The sequence below is a fragment of the Streptomyces sp. SID5910 genome (assembly GCF_009862125.1).
GTDB lineage: Bacteria > Actinomycetota > Actinomycetes > Streptomycetales > Streptomycetaceae > Streptomyces.
In genome coordinates this window covers 1-16,381 of sequence record NZ_WWHX01000587.1, presented here as the reverse complement: position 1 = coordinate 16,381, position 16,381 = coordinate 1, and the positions used below count along the sequence as shown (strand labels likewise).

At 73.0% G+C, this 16,381-nt stretch carries 14 protein-coding genes; 9 read left to right on the top strand and 5 right to left on the bottom strand.

Annotated elements, in window-relative coordinates; translation table 11 throughout:
- Positions 1–18: 18 nt before the first annotated feature.
- Positions 19–1,002 carry a LysR family transcriptional regulator gene (locus tag GTW67_RS20480; protein WP_161166260.1) on the bottom strand — a complete coding sequence of 328 codons (984 nt, stop codon included), beginning with the start codon at positions 1,000–1,002 and terminating at the stop codon, positions 19–21.
- Positions 1,003–1,096: 94 nt separating this feature from the next.
- Between GTW67_RS20480 and GTW67_RS20475 the strand changes: the two genes are divergently transcribed.
- The 8 genes from GTW67_RS20475 to GTW67_RS20440 all read left to right on the top strand — a co-directional run bounded on the left by GTW67_RS20475 (position 1,097) and on the right by GTW67_RS20440 (position 10,135).
- Positions 1,097–1,927 (top strand): oxidoreductase, encoded by an 831-nt coding sequence (locus GTW67_RS20475; protein WP_161166259.1) that lies wholly within the window; start codon positions 1,097–1,099, stop codon positions 1,925–1,927.
- Positions 1,928–2,132: 205 nt separating this feature from the next.
- Positions 2,133–3,281 (top strand): DUF4190 domain-containing protein, encoded by a 1,149-nt coding sequence (locus GTW67_RS20470; protein ID WP_161166258.1) that lies wholly within the window; start codon positions 2,133–2,135, stop codon positions 3,279–3,281.
- A gap of 146 nt (positions 3,282–3,427) precedes the next feature.
- Positions 3,428–4,180 (top strand): GntR family transcriptional regulator, encoded by a 753-nt coding sequence (locus GTW67_RS20465; protein ID WP_161166257.1) that lies wholly within the window; start codon positions 3,428–3,430, stop codon positions 4,178–4,180.
- Positions 4,181–4,589: 409 nt separating this feature from the next.
- The gene (locus tag GTW67_RS20460; RefSeq protein WP_161166256.1) at positions 4,590–4,769 is read left to right on the top strand and encodes an SPOR domain-containing protein; all 180 of its coding nucleotides are present in this window, start codon (positions 4,590–4,592) and stop codon (positions 4,767–4,769) included.
- A 10-nt stretch (positions 4,770–4,779) separates the two neighbouring features.
- On the top strand, positions 4,780–5,202 hold the full coding sequence (locus GTW67_RS20455) for a (deoxy)nucleoside triphosphate pyrophosphohydrolase (protein WP_161166255.1): 423 nt from the start codon (positions 4,780–4,782) through the stop codon (positions 5,200–5,202).
- Between the two features lie 150 nt (positions 5,203–5,352).
- Positions 5,353–5,763, top strand: coding sequence for an ATP-binding protein (locus GTW67_RS20450; protein WP_346010700.1), 411 nt, complete (start codon positions 5,353–5,355; stop codon positions 5,761–5,763).
- A 268-nt stretch (positions 5,764–6,031) separates the two neighbouring features.
- Entirely contained in the window at positions 6,032–8,713 is a 2,682-nt protein-coding gene (locus tag GTW67_RS20445; RefSeq protein WP_161166253.1) for a SpoIIE family protein phosphatase, read from the top strand.
- Positions 8,714–8,968: 255 nt separating this feature from the next.
- Positions 8,969–10,135, top strand: coding sequence for a glycosyl hydrolase family 18 protein (locus GTW67_RS20440; RefSeq protein ID WP_161166252.1), 1,167 nt, complete (start codon positions 8,969–8,971; stop codon positions 10,133–10,135).
- On the opposite strand, the gene GTW67_RS20435 is transcribed toward GTW67_RS20440, so the two are convergent.
- From GTW67_RS20435 to GTW67_RS20420, 4 genes are read right to left on the bottom strand one after another with little or no spacing between them, the layout of a single operon-like run.
- A complete protein-coding gene (locus GTW67_RS20435; protein WP_161166251.1) occupies positions 10,132–10,905 on the bottom strand; it encodes a succinate dehydrogenase/fumarate reductase iron-sulfur subunit in 774 nt (257 codons plus the stop codon). The two genes, GTW67_RS20440 and GTW67_RS20435, sit on opposite strands and share 4 nt — an antisense overlap.
- Positions 10,902–12,839, bottom strand: a complete 1,938-nt coding sequence (locus GTW67_RS20430; protein ID WP_161166250.1) for a fumarate reductase/succinate dehydrogenase flavoprotein subunit — start codon at positions 12,837–12,839, stop codon at positions 10,902–10,904. The genes GTW67_RS20435 and GTW67_RS20430 overlap by 4 nt, the downstream gene beginning before the upstream one ends.
- Positions 12,840–12,855: 16 nt before the next feature.
- Positions 12,856–13,689 carry a succinate dehydrogenase subunit SdhC gene (sdhC, locus tag GTW67_RS20425; protein WP_161166249.1) on the bottom strand — a complete coding sequence of 278 codons (834 nt, stop codon included), beginning with the start codon at positions 13,687–13,689 and terminating at the stop codon, positions 12,856–12,858.
- Between the two features lie 20 nt (positions 13,690–13,709).
- The gene (locus GTW67_RS20420) at positions 13,710–14,000 is read right to left on the bottom strand and encodes an Rv0250c family protein (protein WP_161166248.1); all 291 of its coding nucleotides are present in this window, start codon (positions 13,998–14,000) and stop codon (positions 13,710–13,712) included.
- Positions 14,001–14,321: 321 nt separating this feature from the next.
- Between GTW67_RS20420 and GTW67_RS20415 the strand changes: the two genes are divergently transcribed.
- Positions 14,322–16,381, top strand: a 2,060-nt coding sequence (locus GTW67_RS20415) for an ABC transporter family substrate-binding protein (protein ID WP_161166247.1), incomplete at its 3' end; no start/stop codon positions are given.

Below are 16,381 nucleotides of genomic sequence, written 5' to 3'. Positions count from 1 at the left end.
AAGCTGTGGCGGGCCCCGTCAGGTTTCGCTCTCCGGATCACCGTTGTCAACGGCGGGTGTCATCCCCCGCCCGACCACCTGCCGGCACGCCTCCACGTAGCCCCGCACCAGCGGGCGCCCCTCGTCCTCCCGCCGCCAGGCGAGCGCGTAACGGCTGGGCCTCAGCCCGCGGACCGGGCGGGTGACGACGCCGCCCAGGGTGATCAGCGGGGCGTTGCCGGTGGCGACCAGGCAGACGCCCAGGCCGGCGACGAGTGCCTCGTACGTCTCCTCCGTGCCGGCGATCTCCGCGCCGATACGCGGTGGACGGCCGGCACCTCCGGACGGGCCGCGCCGCTCCTCCAGCGCACGCCGCTCGTCCAGCGCCAGCCAGAAGTCGCGCAGGACGCCCGCCTCCGGCGGCAGGGCGAGGAACGGCTCGTCGGCCAGGTCCGCGAAGTCGATCTCGGTGCGGGTCGCGAGCGGGTGGGTCTCGGGGAGGGCGACCAGGCGGGGCTCCTCCGCGACCGTGACCCACGCGTAGCGCTCGGCGTCGGGCAGCGGCAGCCACACGAAGGCGACGTCCGCCGTGCCGTCGGCCAGGCCCGCCGTCGGGTCCTGCCAGCTCAACTGCCGCAGCCGGGGCAGTGCCTCGGGGTGGGCCGAGGTGAACCGGGAGCGGATCGCCGGCAGCAGACCACCGCGTCCGGGGCTGGTGCTCATGCCGACCACCAGCGTGCCGCGCCCCGCCGCCTGCGCCGCCCGCACCGCCGCCGCGCCCTCCGTCCACTCGGCCAGCACTCGCCGGGCGTACGGCAGCAGGGCCGTGCCCGCCTCGGTCAGCGTCACCCCGCGCGGCTCGCGCCGGAACAGCTCGGCGCCCAACTGCCGCTCCAGCGCCCGGATCTGCTTGCTCAACGCCGGCTGGGACACGTACAGCCGCTCCGCCGCCCGCGTGAAGTGCAGTTCCTCGGCCACCGCCGCGAAGTACCGCAGGTCCCGCACATGCACGTCCGTCGTCATGCCCGTTGGCTATCACCGCGGGTCTTGGACGGGCAACCGGCTTTCCCGGCAGGGTGATCGGTGGCTGAACAAGACGGACGACGAGGGAGCCGGCATGAACAAGGTGTGGCTGATCACGGGCGCGAGCAGCGGATTCGGGCGGGCGATCGCGGAGGCGGCCCTCGCCGAGGGCGATGTGGTCGTCGGTGCGGCGCGGCGGCCCGAGGGGCTGGACGACCTGGTGGCCGCCCACCCCGACCAGCTGGAGGCGGTACGCCTGGACGTCGCCGACACGGCCGCCGCCGAGGCCGCCGTACGGGACGTGGTGGCGCGGCACGGGCGGATCGACGTGCTGGTCAACAACGCGGGCCGCACCCACGTCGGTGCCTTCGAGGAGACGGGCGAGGACGAGCTGCGTGCCCTGTTCGACGTGCACGTCTTCGGGCCGGCCGCCTTGACGCGGGCCGTGCTGCCGCACATGCGGGAGCGGCGCTCGGGGGCGATCGTGCAGATGAGCAGCATGGGCGGGCAGATGTCCTTCGCCGGCTTCTCGGCGTACAGCGGGACGAAGTTCGCGCTGGAGGGCATGAGCGAGGGACTCGCGGACGAGGTGCGGGAGTTCGGGATCAAGGTGCTGATCGTGGAGCCCGGCGCCTTCCGCACCGGCCTGTTCGCGAGCGGCGCGGCCGGGCTGAGCGCGGACAGCGGTGTGTACGCCAAGGTGAGCGAGACGCGTGGGCTCGTGGCCGGCGGCGACGGTGGCCAGCCCGGGGACCCGGCCAAGGCGGCGGCCCTCGTCCTCGCCGCGCTGGCGGCCGACGACACCCCGCTGCGGCTGCCGCTCGGCGACGACGGCGTCGGCGCGGTCCTCGGCCACCTGGACCAGGTCCGGGCGGACGTGACGGCGTGGGAGAAGCGCACCAGGGCCACGGGCTTCGACGACTGACCCGCACACGGGCCGGGGCTGTTCCCACCCCGGCCCGCCGTGACGGCTGAAGCCCCGCAGCTCCGCCCCCGGCCGCCCCCGATCCTCGCGTACCGCCCCCGCCCGTCGCCCGCATACCATGCGCTCAGTCACGCGGCCGTGCGTTCCGGGCGGCCGCTCTCGCCTCCCGCGGAGCCTCCGCGCACGGATCAGGAGCACGGCACCCGTGTCCATACCGCCGCCCCCCGGTCCCCAAGGGCCGTACCACCAGGGGCCGTACGCCCCGCAGCAGCCCCAGCCGGTCTGGGGCGGGCCCTACGGGGCGTACCCGCGGCAGGCGCCCGTCAACGGCGTGGCCATCGCCGCGTTCGTCCTCGGCGTGCTCTGTTTCGTACCGGCCGTCGGACTCGTGCTGGGCCTTGTCGCCCTGCGCCAGATCAGGCGGAAGGGCGAGCGCGGCAAGGGGCTCGCCGTGGCCGGATCCGTGCTGTCCTCCGTGGGGCTCGCCCTGTGGGCGGTGTCGCTCTCCACGGGCGCCGCCGCCGACTTCTGGCAGGGCTTCAGGGACGCCGCGCGCGGCGAGGGCACCGCGTACGCGCTCGCCCAGGGCCAGTGCTTCACCACGCCCAGCGGATCCCTTCAGGGGGTCACCTACGACGTCGACGTGGTGCCCTGCGACCAGGAGCACGACGGCGAGGTGTTCGCCGCCTTCGACCTGCCCCGCGGTTCCTACCCCGGCGACGACGAGATCACCCGGACCGCCGACGACCGCTGCTACGCGCTCCAGGACGCCTACGCCATGGACCGCTGGGCCCTGCCCGCCGACGTCGACGTGTACTACCTGACGCCGACCCGGCAGAGCTGGCGCATGGGCGACCGGGAGGTCACCTGCCTGTTCGGCAACACCGACGAGCAGGGCACGCTCACCGGTTCGCTGCGCAGCGACGCCCGGACGCTCGACCCGCACCAGCACACGTACCTGGCCGCGGAGGGCATCCTCAACCGGGCCATGGACGAGGTGCCCGCGGCCGAGTCCGTCGAGGACGACTTCCCGGCCTACGGAGTCTGGGCCGGGCAGGTCTCCGAGGCGCTGGTCCGGGAGACCGGCATGCTGCGCGCGCACGCCTGGCCCACCGGGTCGGAGCGGGAGGTCGCCGACCTGCTCACCGACCTCGACGCGGCGCAGAAGGAGTGGAACCTCGCCGCGCAGGCCACGGACGTCGAGACGTACTACGAGCACTACGACAAGGCCTTCGGTCTCATCGAGGCCGACACGACGGTCACCGCACGCAAGGCTCTGGGGCTGGCCTCGACGCCGCCCGACTACACCGAGGACGGCGGCGACGGGGGAGACGGCACCGGCATGGAGGTGTGAGGGCGTCCACAGCGGGGAGAAAGTGCCTGCGTGAAGCCCTCGACGGCGCCTGTCATCACTTCGAGTGAATCTCTGGCCTTCACTTGCCTGGTACAACCTACGGTTGCCACGCTGTTGCTGTCTGTACAACCTGATGGGAGCGGCCAGTGACATTCGGTGAGCAGCCGGCGTACCTGCGTGTCGCGGGTGATCTCCGCAAGAAGATCGTCGACGGCCTGCTGGCGCCGCACACCCGCCTCCCCTCCCAGGCGAGGATCCGCGAGGAGTACGGCGTCTCGGACACCGTCGCCCTGGAGGCGCGCAAGGTGCTCATGGCCGAGGGACTGGTCGAGGGCCGCTCGGGTTCCGGCACCTATGTGCGCGAGCGGCCCGAGCCCCGCCGCATCGCCCGCTCCGGTTACCGGCCGGCCGGCGGCGCCACGCCCTTCCGGCAGGAGCAGGCCGACGCCGGGTCCCGCGGCACCTGGGAGTCCCGCAGCGAGCAGGCCGAGGCCGGCGGTGCCGTCGCCGAGCGGCTCGGGATCAAGCCCGGGGACCGGGTGATGTGCACGCGGTACGTCTTCCGGGAGGGCGGCGAGGCGATGATGCTCTCCACCTCCTGGGAGCCGCTCGACGTCACCGGCCGCACACCCGTGATGCTGCCCGAGGAGGGCCCGCTCGGCGGCATGGGCGTCGTCGAGCGGATGGCCGCCATCGACGTCGTCGTGGACAACGTCACCGAGGAGGTCGGCGCCCGCCCCGGCCTCGCCGAGGAGCTGCTCGCCCTGGGCGGCGTCCCCGGCCATGTGGTGCTCGTCGTCCAGCGCACCTTCTACGCCTCGGGCCGCGCGGTCGAGACGGCCGACGTGGTCGTCCCCGCCGACCGGTACCGGGTGGCGTACCACCTGCCCGTCAGGTAGGGCGCCTGCCCGCCACGTAGAGCCCCGGGCCCGTCGGCCGCGCTCGTCCGCCGTCAACAGGGCTCGCCACTCTGTGAGATGGCGCACGCCTCCGTGCGCCTCTCGCGCCCCCTCACCCGCGCCCGCATCGCGTTGCGCGCCACCCGCCGCCGCCCCGCACGGTGGCATTCCGGTCGTTCTCGCAGGTCGCCTCCGTCGCGCCGCGCACGCCCCTGACCGGAAGCATCGGTGTCCCATGACGGCGCATCGGGCATCGCGCGCCCCCTGCGTTCTGGCTGGTTGCGTACCTCTTTGTGAAAATCCGTATTCGCTGAGTAAAGGTTAGGCGTAGGCTCGGGCATATGCGGATTGCGGTTTCCTCGACGGGCGGGGCGTGCGGGGGGCCGCGGGTTCGAAGCGGAGGGGCGCGATGAACGACAGCACGGTCACTCTTCCCTGGCTGGTCTTCCGCCAGGACGACAACGGCAATCGCTATCGCGTGGGCAGGTACGCGACCCGGGCCGAGGCCCAGAAGATCGCGGACACGCTCGACGGCCGCGGCCACAAACAGCTGTACTGGGTCGAGGAACTCGGCCGCACGGACAACTAGGCTCCACCGCATGACGGAACGGATCGTGGTGGGTGCCGCGCTGGTCGACGGCGGGCGGCTGCTCGCCGCGCGGCGCAGCGCACCGGCCGAGCTGGCCGGGCGCTGGGAGCTGCCGGGCGGCAAGGTCGAGGCGGGCGAGACGCCCGAGGCGGCCCTCGTGCGCGAACTGCGCGAGGAACTCGGCGTGACCGCCGAGACCGGCGAGCGCGTCCCGGGGCAGTGGCCGCTGAGATCCCCGTACGTCCTCCAGGTGTGGACCGCCCGCCTGCTGCCCGGCTCCGCCGCCCCCCAACCCCTCCAGGACCACGACGCCCTGCGCTGGCTCACCCCCGCCGAGATCTGGGACGTGCCCTGGCTCGACCAGGACGTGCCGGCCGTCGAGCGGGCGCTCGCGCACCTGGCACCGGAGGCGAACGACGCGCGGGGCGCATAACGGGAGCCGGTGCGGGCGCCCCGTACGCCGACGGTGCCTCCATGCGCCCGCTGGGCCCCGGTCTGCTCCCGGACGGTACCGCGCGCCTGATATCGGGTATGGGGTCATTAACCCCACGAAACCGGACAGGGTGGGGTGCCGGCCGGGGAAGTGATCGGCGTGATCGAGACCGAGGACGACTGCGTCGAATGGGTCTTTCCGGGGGAGCCGGGCGCCGTGCGGACCGCGCGCTCCCTCGTCCGCGACCGGCTGCGCGGATGGGGCCTCGACAGCGTCGGCGACACCGCAGCCCTGCTGGTCAGTGAGCTGGTCACCAACGCCCTGCGGCACGCCACCGGCCCCATCGGGGTCCGGCTCGTGCTCCGTCCCGACGGCCTGGACGGCGTCCTGCTCGTGGAGGTCTCCGACCCGCTCCCGGACCCGCCCCGCGAACGCGCCGCGCGCCCCGAGGACGAGGGCGGCCGGGGACTCCAACTGGTGGCCTCCGCCGCCCGCCGCTGGGGCACCCGTCCCGGCGGGACCGGCAAGACGGTCTGGTTCGAACTCGCGGTACCGGAATGAGGACGACGGCCGCGCCGAAATGCCCCGACATCCGGCACCGTCCCGCCGGCCGCCCGCTCCGGGCCGGCGGCAGTTGTCGACGTACGTGATTCGATGCCGTGTCCGCTGGTTAGAAGACTGGAAGTGTTGTCACGGTCCGGACCGAAAAGCATCGGGACCGTGCTGTGATCGTGAACACCGTGTCGTGCGGCACCGTAGTGCTGGATACTGCGGGCAGCCGCCCCCGGTGACCGGTGCCGGGCGCGGTGAGCTGGAGGGGACGGTTCGCGTGAGCGAGATACCAGCGAGGGCCACGGAGTCCGAGGGTCCGTCGGACCGCGCCGGGGCCGGCGCCGCGGGCACGGCCCGGGCCGCGACGGGCACCGGCGGTGGCCCGTCCGGCGGCGGTCCGTTCCGTGACGCGTCGTCCGGTGACGTGCCGTCCGGTGACGCCGTGTGGCAGAGCAGCCCGCCCGGCTCCATGTACGAGTACATCAAGGTCGCGTCCTTCTCCATCGGCCCCGACGGCCTCGTCGACCAGTGGAGCCTGCGCGCCGAGCAGCTCCTCGGCATCCCCGCCGAACACGCCGTCGGCACCGACCCCATCGAGACGTTCATCGACCCCGACCTGCGGGCGCGGGGCCAGCGCAAGATGGCCGAGATCCTCGACGGACGCGAGTGGACCGGCGTGGTCCCTTTCCGGTCACCGGCCGTCGGCACCGGGGACGGCGGCGAGCGCCGCGGGCCGCGCGGACTCGCCGAGGTGTACGTCATGCCGACGCGGACGGAGGACGGCGAGAAGGCCGCCGTCTGCATCGTCGTCGACGTCCGCACCCTGCGCAGCATCGAGACCGACCTCGCCGCCTCGCAGGCCATTTTCGGCCAGTCTCCGTTCGGCTTCCTGCTGATCGACCCCGAGCTGCGGGTGCGCCGCGCCAACCAGCGGTTCGCCTCCATCTTCGGCGGCACGCCCGACACCCACCGCGGCAGGGGCGTCCACGACTACCTGTCGCGCGCCGAGGCCGACCGGGTCTCCGCCACCCTGCGCCGGGTGCTGGAGACCGGCGAATCCATCACCGACATGCACGTCACGGGCTTCGTGCCCGGCTCCGACGAGCGCCGCCACTGGTCCGTCAACCTCTACCGCGTCCACAGCGGTTCGGGCCGGCCCATCGGCGTCGCCTGGCTCGGCACCGACATCACCGCCCGCCGCGCCGCCGCCCGCGAGGCCGCCGCCGCCCGGCGCAATCTCGCCCTTCTCAACGACGCCGGCGCCCGCATCGGCAACTCCCTCGACCTGGAGACCACCGCCCGCGAACTCCTCGACGTCGTCGTCCCCGGCTTCTGCGACCTGGCCACCGTCGACCTCTACCAGGGCCTGCTGGCCGGTGACGAGACCCCGCCCGGCCTCGCCGACGGCAGCGCCGAGCTGCGCCGCGTCGCCTTCTCCAGCGCCGTCTCCGACGCGCCCTTCCACGGCGCCGGCGAGCGGGTCAAGCTCGGCGCCGTCCACCACTACCCGTTCAACTCGCCCTGCGCGGACGCCCTGCGCACGGCCCGCCCGCGCACCGTGCCCGCCGAGGACGGCGGACTCGTGCAGTCCACGCTCGCCGTCCCCATGGTCGCCCACGACACCGTCGTGGGACTCGCCCAGTTCGCCCGGACCAAGGGCAGCGAGCCGTTCGGGGACCGCGACCGCGACCTCGCCGTGGAACTGGCGGCACGCGCCGCCGTCTGCATCGACAACGCCCGCCTCTACCGGCGCGAGCACGAACGCGCGCTGATACTCCAGCGCTCCCTGCTGCCGCCCGGCGACCCGGAGGCCTCCGGACTCGACATCGCCTGCCGCTACCTGCCCGGCAACGCTGCCACCGGCCGGCCCAGCGAGGTCGGCGGCGACTGGTTCGACGTCATCGAACTCCCCGGCCACCGCACCGCCCTGGTCGTCGGCGACGTCATGGGACGCGGACTGCGCGCCGCCGTCGCGATGGGCGAACTGCGCACCGCCGTACGGACGCTCGCGCAGCTCGACCTCGAACCGGCCGAGGTGCTGTCCCACCTGGACGAGATCGCGCGCGGCCTCGGCGCCCCCGGCGGGGTGCAGCAGGCGACACGGGCGGCCCGCCGGCCCCGCGAGGCCGACCTGTCCGAGGTGTACCTCGCGACCTGCGTCTACGCCGTCTACGACTCGGTGACCCGGCGCTGCACCTTCGCCAACGCCGGCCATCTGCCGCCCGTCCTGGTCGAGCCCGGCGAGTCCGCGCTGATGCTGGACGTGCCGCCGGGCCTGCCGCTCGGCGTCGGCGGCGAGCCCTTCGAGGAGGTGGAGGTCGAACTGCCCGAAGGCGCCCTGCTCGCGCTCTACACGGATGGACTGGTCGAAAGCCGCGATCACCCCCTCGACGAGGGCCTGCAAGCCTTCGTCGGCGCGCTCACCGACCCCACCCGGCCCCTGGAGGACGTGTGCGACCGCGTCCTCAACACCCTCGGCAGCCACCACGGCGAGGACGACATCGCCCTGCTGATGGCCCGCGTCCAGGGACTGCCCGCCGACTCGGTCGGCGACTGGACCCTGCCGCGCGAGCCGCGCAGCGTCGGCCGGGCCCGCGAGTACGCGCGCGCCCAGCTGCTCAGCTGGGACATGGAATCCCTGGTCGACACCACGGAGCTGCTGGTCAGCGAGCTCGTCACCAACGCGCTCCGGTACGGCGAGGGCGAGATCAGACTCCGCCTCCTGCTCGACCGCACCCTGGTCTGCGAGGTCTGGGACTCCGGCCTGGTCCAGCCCCGCCGGCGCCGCGCCCGCGACACCGACGAGGGCGGCCGCGGCCTGCAACTGGTCGGCCTGCTCAGCGCGGCCTGGGGCTCACGCCGTACGCCGCGCGGCAAGACGGTGTGGTTCGAGCTGCCCCTGCCGGGCGACGAGACCCAGCTGACCGACCCGGCGGAGGCCCTGCTGAGCCTCTTCTGACCCGCCTCTTCCGACCCGCCCCGGTGTCGTACGGGTCCGGGTGCGCCGGGTGCGGCGCGCCCTGCCGTACGCGGCGAGCAGCAGCGCCACCCCGGCCGTGACCAAGGGCGGCACCAGGTCGGCGGAGATCATCACGACGCACCCCTGACCGCAACCGGAACACCGGTTCGAGTCGTCCCCGGTGGCAACACGCTCGGAGCGTATGCGCCGGAACCGGCCACCGCGACCGGGGACGGCCACAGGGAGGGGACCACCGTGGAGGACACGGACCGGAGAGACACCGAACCGAAAGCCGACCCGGCAGCCGAACCGACACCCGAACCCACAGCACCCGACCCGGCAGCCGACCCGGCACCCGAGCCCGCAGCCGCCGACGGCGATCAGCCCCCACAGCAGCCGCCCCCGCGCAGGAGACGGCTCCGCCGCACCCGCCGTATCGCCCTCGCCGTCCTCCTGGTCCTGCTCCTCCCACTCCTCACCGCCGAGACCGCCCTGCGCGTCAACTACATGGGCGACCCCGCCGACGGCACGTACACCAGGAACCGCGACGCGATCTGGCTCGGCCATGCCTGGGTCGACGGCCGCAAGACCGACGCGGACCTCACCGCGCTGGCCCGCAGCCTGAAGACCACCGGCATCCGCGACCTCTACGTCCACACCGGCCCGATGGAGCACGACGGCACGCTGCCGAAGTCGCTGTACCCACGGGCGCGCTGGCTGACCGACGCCGTGCACCGGGAGATGCCCGGCGTCCGCGTCCAGGCCTTCCTCGGCGACGTCCTCGCCACCGAGAGCCCCGACGGCATGCGGCTGGAGAAGGCCGCCACCCGGGCCGCCGTCGTCCGCTCCGCCCGCCAGGTCCTGGACGCCGGCTACGACGGGGTCCACCTCGACCTGGAGCCGCTGCACTCCGGCGACCGGAACTACCTGTCCCTGCTCGACGACGTGCGCGCGGTGACCCGGGCCGAGGGCGCGCAGCTCTCGGTGGCCGCCCACCAGATCGACCCGGTCCCCGCCTTCCACTCCTTCTGGGGCACGGTCGCCGGGCACCCCAAGTGGTGGTCGCAGGAGTTCTTCGGCCAGGTCGCCCGCCGCGTCGACCAGATCGCCGTCATGTCGTACGACACGATGCAGCCCCTGGAGAGCCTGTACGGCGGCTATGTCGCCCAGCAGACCTCCCTCGCCCTGGAGGTCACGCCGCCCACCACGCAGCTGCTGATGGGCCTGCCCTTCTACCACGAGAACCGTTTCGGCCACTGGAATCACGCCGAGACCGTCGCCGCCGCCGTCCGCGGCGTCCGCCTCGGCCTGTCCCGCACGGACGCCGGCCGCGAACGCTTCGGCGTCGCCGCGTACATCGACTTCGCGGCGACGGACGAGGACTGGACGGCGTACCGCGACGGCTGGGTCCGCCAGGACTAGTCGCGGGAGCGGCGCCTGATCTTCGAGCCCAGCCACACCAGCGGGTCGTACTTGCGGTCCACGGCCCGCTCCTTCAGCGGGATCAGCGCGTTGTCCGTGATCCGGATGCCCTCGGGGCAGACCTCGGTGCAGCACTTGGTGATGTTGCAGTAGCCGAGCCCGTGCTCGTCCTGGGCCGTGCGCCCCCGGTCCAGGCCGGTCTCCGGTGCCGCGTCCAGCGGGTGCATGTCCAGCTCGGCGACCCGCATGAGGAAGCGCGGACCGGCGAAGGCCGGCTTGTTCTCCTCGTGGTCGCGGACGACATGGCAGGTGTCCTGGCACAGGAAGCACTCGATGCACTTGCGGAACTCCTGCGAGCGGTCCACGTCCTCCTGCATCATCCGGTACTCGCCCGGCCCGAGCTCGGCGGGCGGCACGAACGCCGGGACCTCCCTGGCCTTGGCGTAGTTGAAGCCGACGTCCGTCACCAGGTCGCGGACGACCGGGAAGGCCCGCAGCGGGGTGACGGTGACCGTCTCCTCGCGGCCGAAGACCGACATGCGGGTCATGCACATCAGCCGCGGCCGCCCGTTGATCTCCGCCGAGCACGAACCGCACTTGCCGGCCTTGCAGTTCCAGCGCACGGCGAGATCGGGGGCCTGGGTGGCCTGGATGCGGTGGATGATGTCGAGGACCACCTCGCCCTCGTTCACCTCGACGCGGAAGTCCTCCAGCCCACCGCCCTCCGCGTCGCCCCGCCACACCCGGAAGCCGGCCTCGTAGCCGCTCATTCGGACAACTCCTCCTCGGCGAGGTACTTGACCAGCTCTTCCTTCTCGAAGAGGGCGAGCAGGTCGGGGCGTATGGGCTCGGTGGTCTGGCGTTCCAGGGCGATCTGGCCGCGCTCCGGGTCCGTCGCCGCCGGGCCGAGGACCGGGTCGGCCAGGGAGCACAGCAGGTTGACCGGACGCCACCGGCGGTCCATCGAGGGGTGGTCCTCGCGGGTGTGCCCGCCGCGCGACTCGGTGCGTTCCAGCGCGGCCCGCGCCACGCATTCACTGACCAGCAGCATGTTGCGCAGGTCCAGGGCGAGGTGCCAGCCCGGATTGAACTGCCGGTGCCCCTCCACACCGGCCCGGCGGGCCCGTACCCGCAGCTCGGCCAGCTTCTCCAGGGCCTGCTTCATCTCCGGCTCGCGGCGGATGATGCCGACCAGGTCGTTCATGGCCTGCTGGAGTTCCTGGTGGAGGGTGTACGGGTTCTCCGGCGGCCCCTCGTCGGGCCGCTCCGTCTCGGCGGAGAACGGCCGCAGCGCCTCCGCGGCGGCCGCGGCGACCTGGTCGTCGTCCACCCGGGGCCGCGCACCGGCCTCCCGGTCCGCCGCGTACCCGGCCGCGTGCCGGCCCGCCCGGCGCCCGAACACCAGCAGGTCGGACAGCGAGTTGCCGCCGAGCCGGTTGGAGCCGTGCATGCCGCCGGCCACCTCACCGGCCGCGTACAGCCCCGGCACCCCGCGCGCGGCGGCCGTGTCGGAGTCGACGGCGATGCCGCCCATCACGTAGTGGCAGGTGGGCCCGACCTCCATCGCCTCGGCCGTGATGTCGACGTCGGCCAGCTCCTTGAACTGGTGGTACATCGAGGGCAGCCGGCGCCTGATCACGTCGGCCGGCATCCGGGTCGACACGTCGAGGAAGACCCCGCCGTGCGGAGAGCCACGGCCCTCCTTCACCTCGGCGTTGATGGCGCGCGCCACCTCGTCGCGGGGGAGGAGTTCGGGCGGACGCCGGTTGTGGTCCGGGTCGTCGTACCAGCGGTCGCCCTCCTCCTCGGACTCGGCGTACTTCTCCTTGAAGACGTCCGGGACGTAGTCGAACATGAACCGCTTGCCGTCGGAGTTCCTGAGCACCCCGCCGTCGCCGCGCACCGACTCGGTGACGAGGATCCCCTTGACCGACGGGGGCCAGACCATGCCCGTCGGGTGGAACTGCACGAACTCCATGTTCAGCAGCGGCGCCCCGGCCAGCAGCGCCAGCGCGTGGCCGTCGCCGGTGTACTCCCACGAGTTCGACGTCACCTTGAACGACTTGCCGATACCGCCCGTGGCGAGCACCACCGAGGGCGCCTCCAGGACGAAGAAGCGGCCCGACTCGCGTGCGTAGCCGAAGACCCCGGAGACCTCGTTGCCCTCCTTGAGCACCCGCGTCACCGTGCACTCCTGGAGGACCTTGAGGCGGGACTCGTAGTCCCCGGTCTCCCGGAAGTCCTCCTGCTGGAGGGAGACGATCTTCTGCTGGAGCGTGCGGATCAGCTCCAGGCCGGTGCGGTCGCCGACGTGCGCGAGGCGCGGGTACTCGTGGCCGCCGAAGTTGCGCTGCGAGATCCGGCCGTCCTTCGTACGGTCGAACAGCGCGCCCCAGGTCTCCAGCTCCCACACCCGCTGCGGGGCCTCCTGGGCGTGCAGCTCGGCCATCCGCCACTGGTTGAGGAACTTGCCGCCGCGCATGGTGTCGCGGAAGTGGACCTGCCAGTCGTCGCCGGAGTTGACGTTGCCCATGGCCGCGGCGATGCCGCCCTCGGCCATCACGGTGTGCGCCTTGCCGAACAGCGACTTGCAGATCACGGCCGTACGGGCGCCCCGCTCGCGGGCCTCGATCGCGGCGCGCAGTCCGGCGCCGCCCGCGCCCACCACGACGACGTCCCACTCCTGCCGGTCGACCACGGACATCAAGAGCCCTCACTCATCAGAAGAAGCGCGGATCGTCGAAGACACCGGACGCCACGAGATAGACGTAGAAGTCGGCGAGCGCCACGCTCAGCAGCGACGCCCAGGCCAGGGCCATGTGCCGGGCGTTGAGCCGGCCGACCAGACGCCACATCCGGTAGCGCACGGGGTGCCGGGAGAAGTGCCTGAGCTTGCCGCCGACGATGTGCCGGCAGGAGTGGCAGGAGAGGGTGTACGCCCAGATCAGCACGATGTTCGCCAGGAACACCAGGGTGCCCAGGCCCATGTGGCCCCAGGCGTAGTGCTCGTCGCGGAAGGCGAGCACCGTGTCGTAGGTGAGGATGCCCGCGACCAGCAGCGCCGCGTAGAAGAAGTACCGGTGGACGTTCTGAAGGATCAGCGGGAAGCGGGTCTCGCCGGTGTACTTCTCGTGCGGCTCGGCCACCGCGCAGGCCGGCGGGGACGCCCAGAAGCCCCGGTAGTAGGCCTTGCGGTAGTAGTAGCAGGTCAGGCGGAAGCCGAGCGGGAAGATCAGGATGATGATCGCGGGGGAGACGCCCCACCAGGTGCCGAAGAGCCCCCAGTTCGGGCCGGCGCGCATCGGCTCGCAGTTCTCCGCGAGGCAGGGGGAGTAGAAGGGCGAGACGTACGGGGCCGCGTAGTAGTCGGCGTTCGCGAAGGCCCGCCAGGTCGAGTAGACGACGAAGGCCAGCAGCCCGGCGGCGGTGGCGGCCGGTGCCAGCCACCAGCGGTCGGTGCGCAGGTGCGGGGCGCGGATGGCGGCGCGCGTCGGGGCGTGGACGCCGCCGCGGGGTCGGGGGTGGGTGTCGGGTGGTTCCGTTCCAGTGGCCACGGTGCGGCTCCGGGTCGGGGTCAGGGGGCGCGGCGGTCGCGGGCGCCGAGGCCCTCGTCGTCCGAGTCCGTCCACAGGGAGCCGTCGTACGGCGTGTCGGGGATCGGGACGAGGTCGGGCCTCTTGGCCGCGCCGGGGGAGGCGGCCGCCGCCCGCAGCAGCGCGACGCTCTCCCGCAGGTGGTCGGCGTCGGTGCGGACCCGGCGCATCTCCAGGCCGTCACCGCCGAGCTGCTGTGCCAGCCGGTTCACCGACCGGGACAGGTCGTCGAGGCAGCGCTGGAGGGATGACAGGTCGTCGTGCACGGACATGACGTGACCTCACTTCCGTAGAGCCCGGCACCCGGCCGGCCCTGGACGGCGACGTTCATGCGCCTGCGAGTGTCGCGCGTCACACCCGCCGCTGGGAAGGGACGTGCAGCGATTGGCCGGGGCGTACAGGTGCGCGACGCGGTGCGTTGGGCCGCACGGGTGGGCTTGCACACCGTCGCCGCCGTGTCTCCCCGCACAGCCGAACCGTTTCCTCTTCAGTGGCCGAATACCGCACGAATACAAATGATCAACTCCATATACCGCAAACGCGATCACCACGGACGTGATCACCAGCCCCGCGGCCTACCGGAGGTAGCAGAGATGTCCCACGTCGGCGTCGGACCCCGCGCGGTCATGCGCTCGGTCGCCTTCCTCACCGCGGGTGTGCTCGCGCTCCCCGCGCTGACCGGGTGCAGCTCCGAGGACTCCTCCGGCAAGCCGCTCGCCGGGCAGGACATCGCCCTCGCGACCCGGGCCCGGATCGCCGACGGCGGCACCCTGCACTGGGCCGTGGACTCGGTGCCGGACACCCTGAACACCTTCCAGTCGGACGCCGACGCCACCACGGCCCGCGTCGCGCAGGCCGTGCTGCCCTCGATGTACCGGATGGACGCGGCCGGCCGCCCGGTGCGCAACCCGGACTACCTGGAGTCCGCGAAGGTCGTCGACACCGAGCCCAAGCAGGTCGTCCTCTACAAGCTCAACCAGCAGGCCGTCTGGAGCGACGGCCGGGAGATCGGCGCCGCCGACTTCGCCGCCCAGTGGCGGGCCCTGTCCGGCAAGGACAGCGCCTACTGGACCGCCCGCAACGCCGGCTACGACCGCATCGAGAAGATCGAGCGCGGCGACAACGACCTGGAGGTCAAGGTCACCTTCAGCCGGCCCTACGCCGACTGGAAGTCGCTGTTCACGCCGCTGTACCCGAAGGACGTCATGGGCACCCCGGACTCCTTCAACGACGGAGCACGGCGGGGGCTCAAGGTCACCGCCGGGCCGTTCTCCCTCAAGAAGGTCGACACCAAGGCCGACGAGGTCGTCCTCACCCGCAATCCCCGCTGGTGGGGCGACCAGCCCAAGCTCTCCGAGATCGTGCTGCGCGCCGTGCCGCGCGACAAGCGGGTCTCCGCGCTGACCGCCGGCGAGGTCGACCTCGCCGAGATCGACCCGGAGACCGCCGAGCAGGTCGCGCTCGCCGCCGGGCCCCGGACCACGGGCACCGGCGCCCCGGTCATGGGCGCGAGCGGCAGCCCCGCCCCCGGAGCGGGCGGCACGCCGCTGCCCGGCCCCGACGGCAAGCGGTCCGCCGCGGACGACCTGCGCTCCTGGGCCGTCGCCAACGGCTCCGACGAGGACGCCGCCGACGAGGAGACCCTCGCCCGCGAGAAGCGCCGCGAGACCGCGGAGAAGTACCGGCGCCGGCAGGAGGCCCTGCGCGGCTTCGAGCTCCGCAAGTCGCTGGAGCCCGCCTACACCCAGCTCGCCCTCAACGGCGCCGACGGGCCCCTCGCCGACGAACGCGTCCGCCGCGCCGTCGCCCGCGCACTGGACCGCGGAGCACTGGCCAAGGCGGTGCTGAAGCCGCTGGGCCTGCCCGCCCAGCCCGTGGGCAGCCACCTCGCCCTGGCCGGGCAGCCCGTGTACGCCGACAACAGCGGAGCCCTCGGCGGCCCGGACGCCAAGGAGGCCCGCGCCCTCCTCGCGGACGCCGGGTGGGTGCCCGGCGGGCCCGTGGACAAGCGGGAGAAGGGGGAGGAGGCGGCCGGCGCCAAGGGCGAGAAGAGCAAGGACAAGGACGGCAAGGACGAGAAGTCCGAGGGCGGTGACGACGGCACCTACATCGTCGGCGAGGACAACAAGAACGACGACACCGACCAGGAGAGCGGCGAGAAGCACCGCAGCGGCAAGAACACCGCCCAGGGCGGCGCGCCCGGCGCCTACGCCCCCAAGGGCACCGCCGCCCCGGCGGCCGGCTCGGCGGTCAAGCCCCTGGCCAAGGACGGCAAGGCCCTCACCCTGCGCTTCGTGCTCCCCTCCGGGCCGGGCTCCGAGGCGCTGCGCACCGTCGCCGACCGCATCACCGGCATGCTGAAGAAGGTCGGCATCGCCACCGACATCACCAAGGTCTCCGACGAGAGCTACTTCAAGGACCACATCGCCTCCGGCGAGTACGACCTGGCGCTCTACTCCTGGCCGACCACCGCCTTCCCCGCCACCGACGCCCGCCCCATCTACGCCAAGCCCGTCCCGGCCGCCGACGGCTCCCTGAACGTCGCGCAGAACTACACCCGGGTCGGCACCGACCAGGTCGACCAGCTCTTCGACCAGGCCCTGGGGACGCTGGACGAGAAGGAGGCCCGCGACCTGCTGCGCAAGGCCGACTA

What these genes read in the sequence shown, in the direction of transcription:
- GTW67_RS20460 (WP_161166256.1), top strand. Translation starts at nt 4,590, where the DNA reads ATGAACGACAGCACGGTCACTCTTCCCTGGCTGGTCTTCCGCCAGGAC.
- GTW67_RS20430 (WP_161166250.1), bottom strand. Translation starts at nt 12,839, where the DNA reads ATGTCCGTGGTCGACCGGCAGGAGTGGGACGTCGTCGTGGTGGGCGCG.
- GTW67_RS20420 (WP_161166248.1), bottom strand. Translation starts at nt 14,000, where the DNA reads ATGTCCGTGCACGACGACCTGTCATCCCTCCAGCGCTGCCTCGACGAC.
- GTW67_RS20455 (WP_161166255.1), top strand. Translation starts at nt 4,780, where the DNA reads ATGACGGAACGGATCGTGGTGGGTGCCGCGCTGGTCGACGGCGGGCGG.
- GTW67_RS20435 (WP_161166251.1), bottom strand. Translation starts at nt 10,905, where the DNA reads ATGAGCGGCTACGAGGCCGGCTTCCGGGTGTGGCGGGGCGACGCGGAG.
- GTW67_RS20475 (WP_161166259.1), top strand. Translation starts at nt 1,097, where the DNA reads ATGAACAAGGTGTGGCTGATCACGGGCGCGAGCAGCGGATTCGGGCGG.
- GTW67_RS20480 (WP_161166260.1), bottom strand. Translation starts at nt 1,002, where the DNA reads ATGACGACGGACGTGCATGTGCGGGACCTGCGGTACTTCGCGGCGGTG.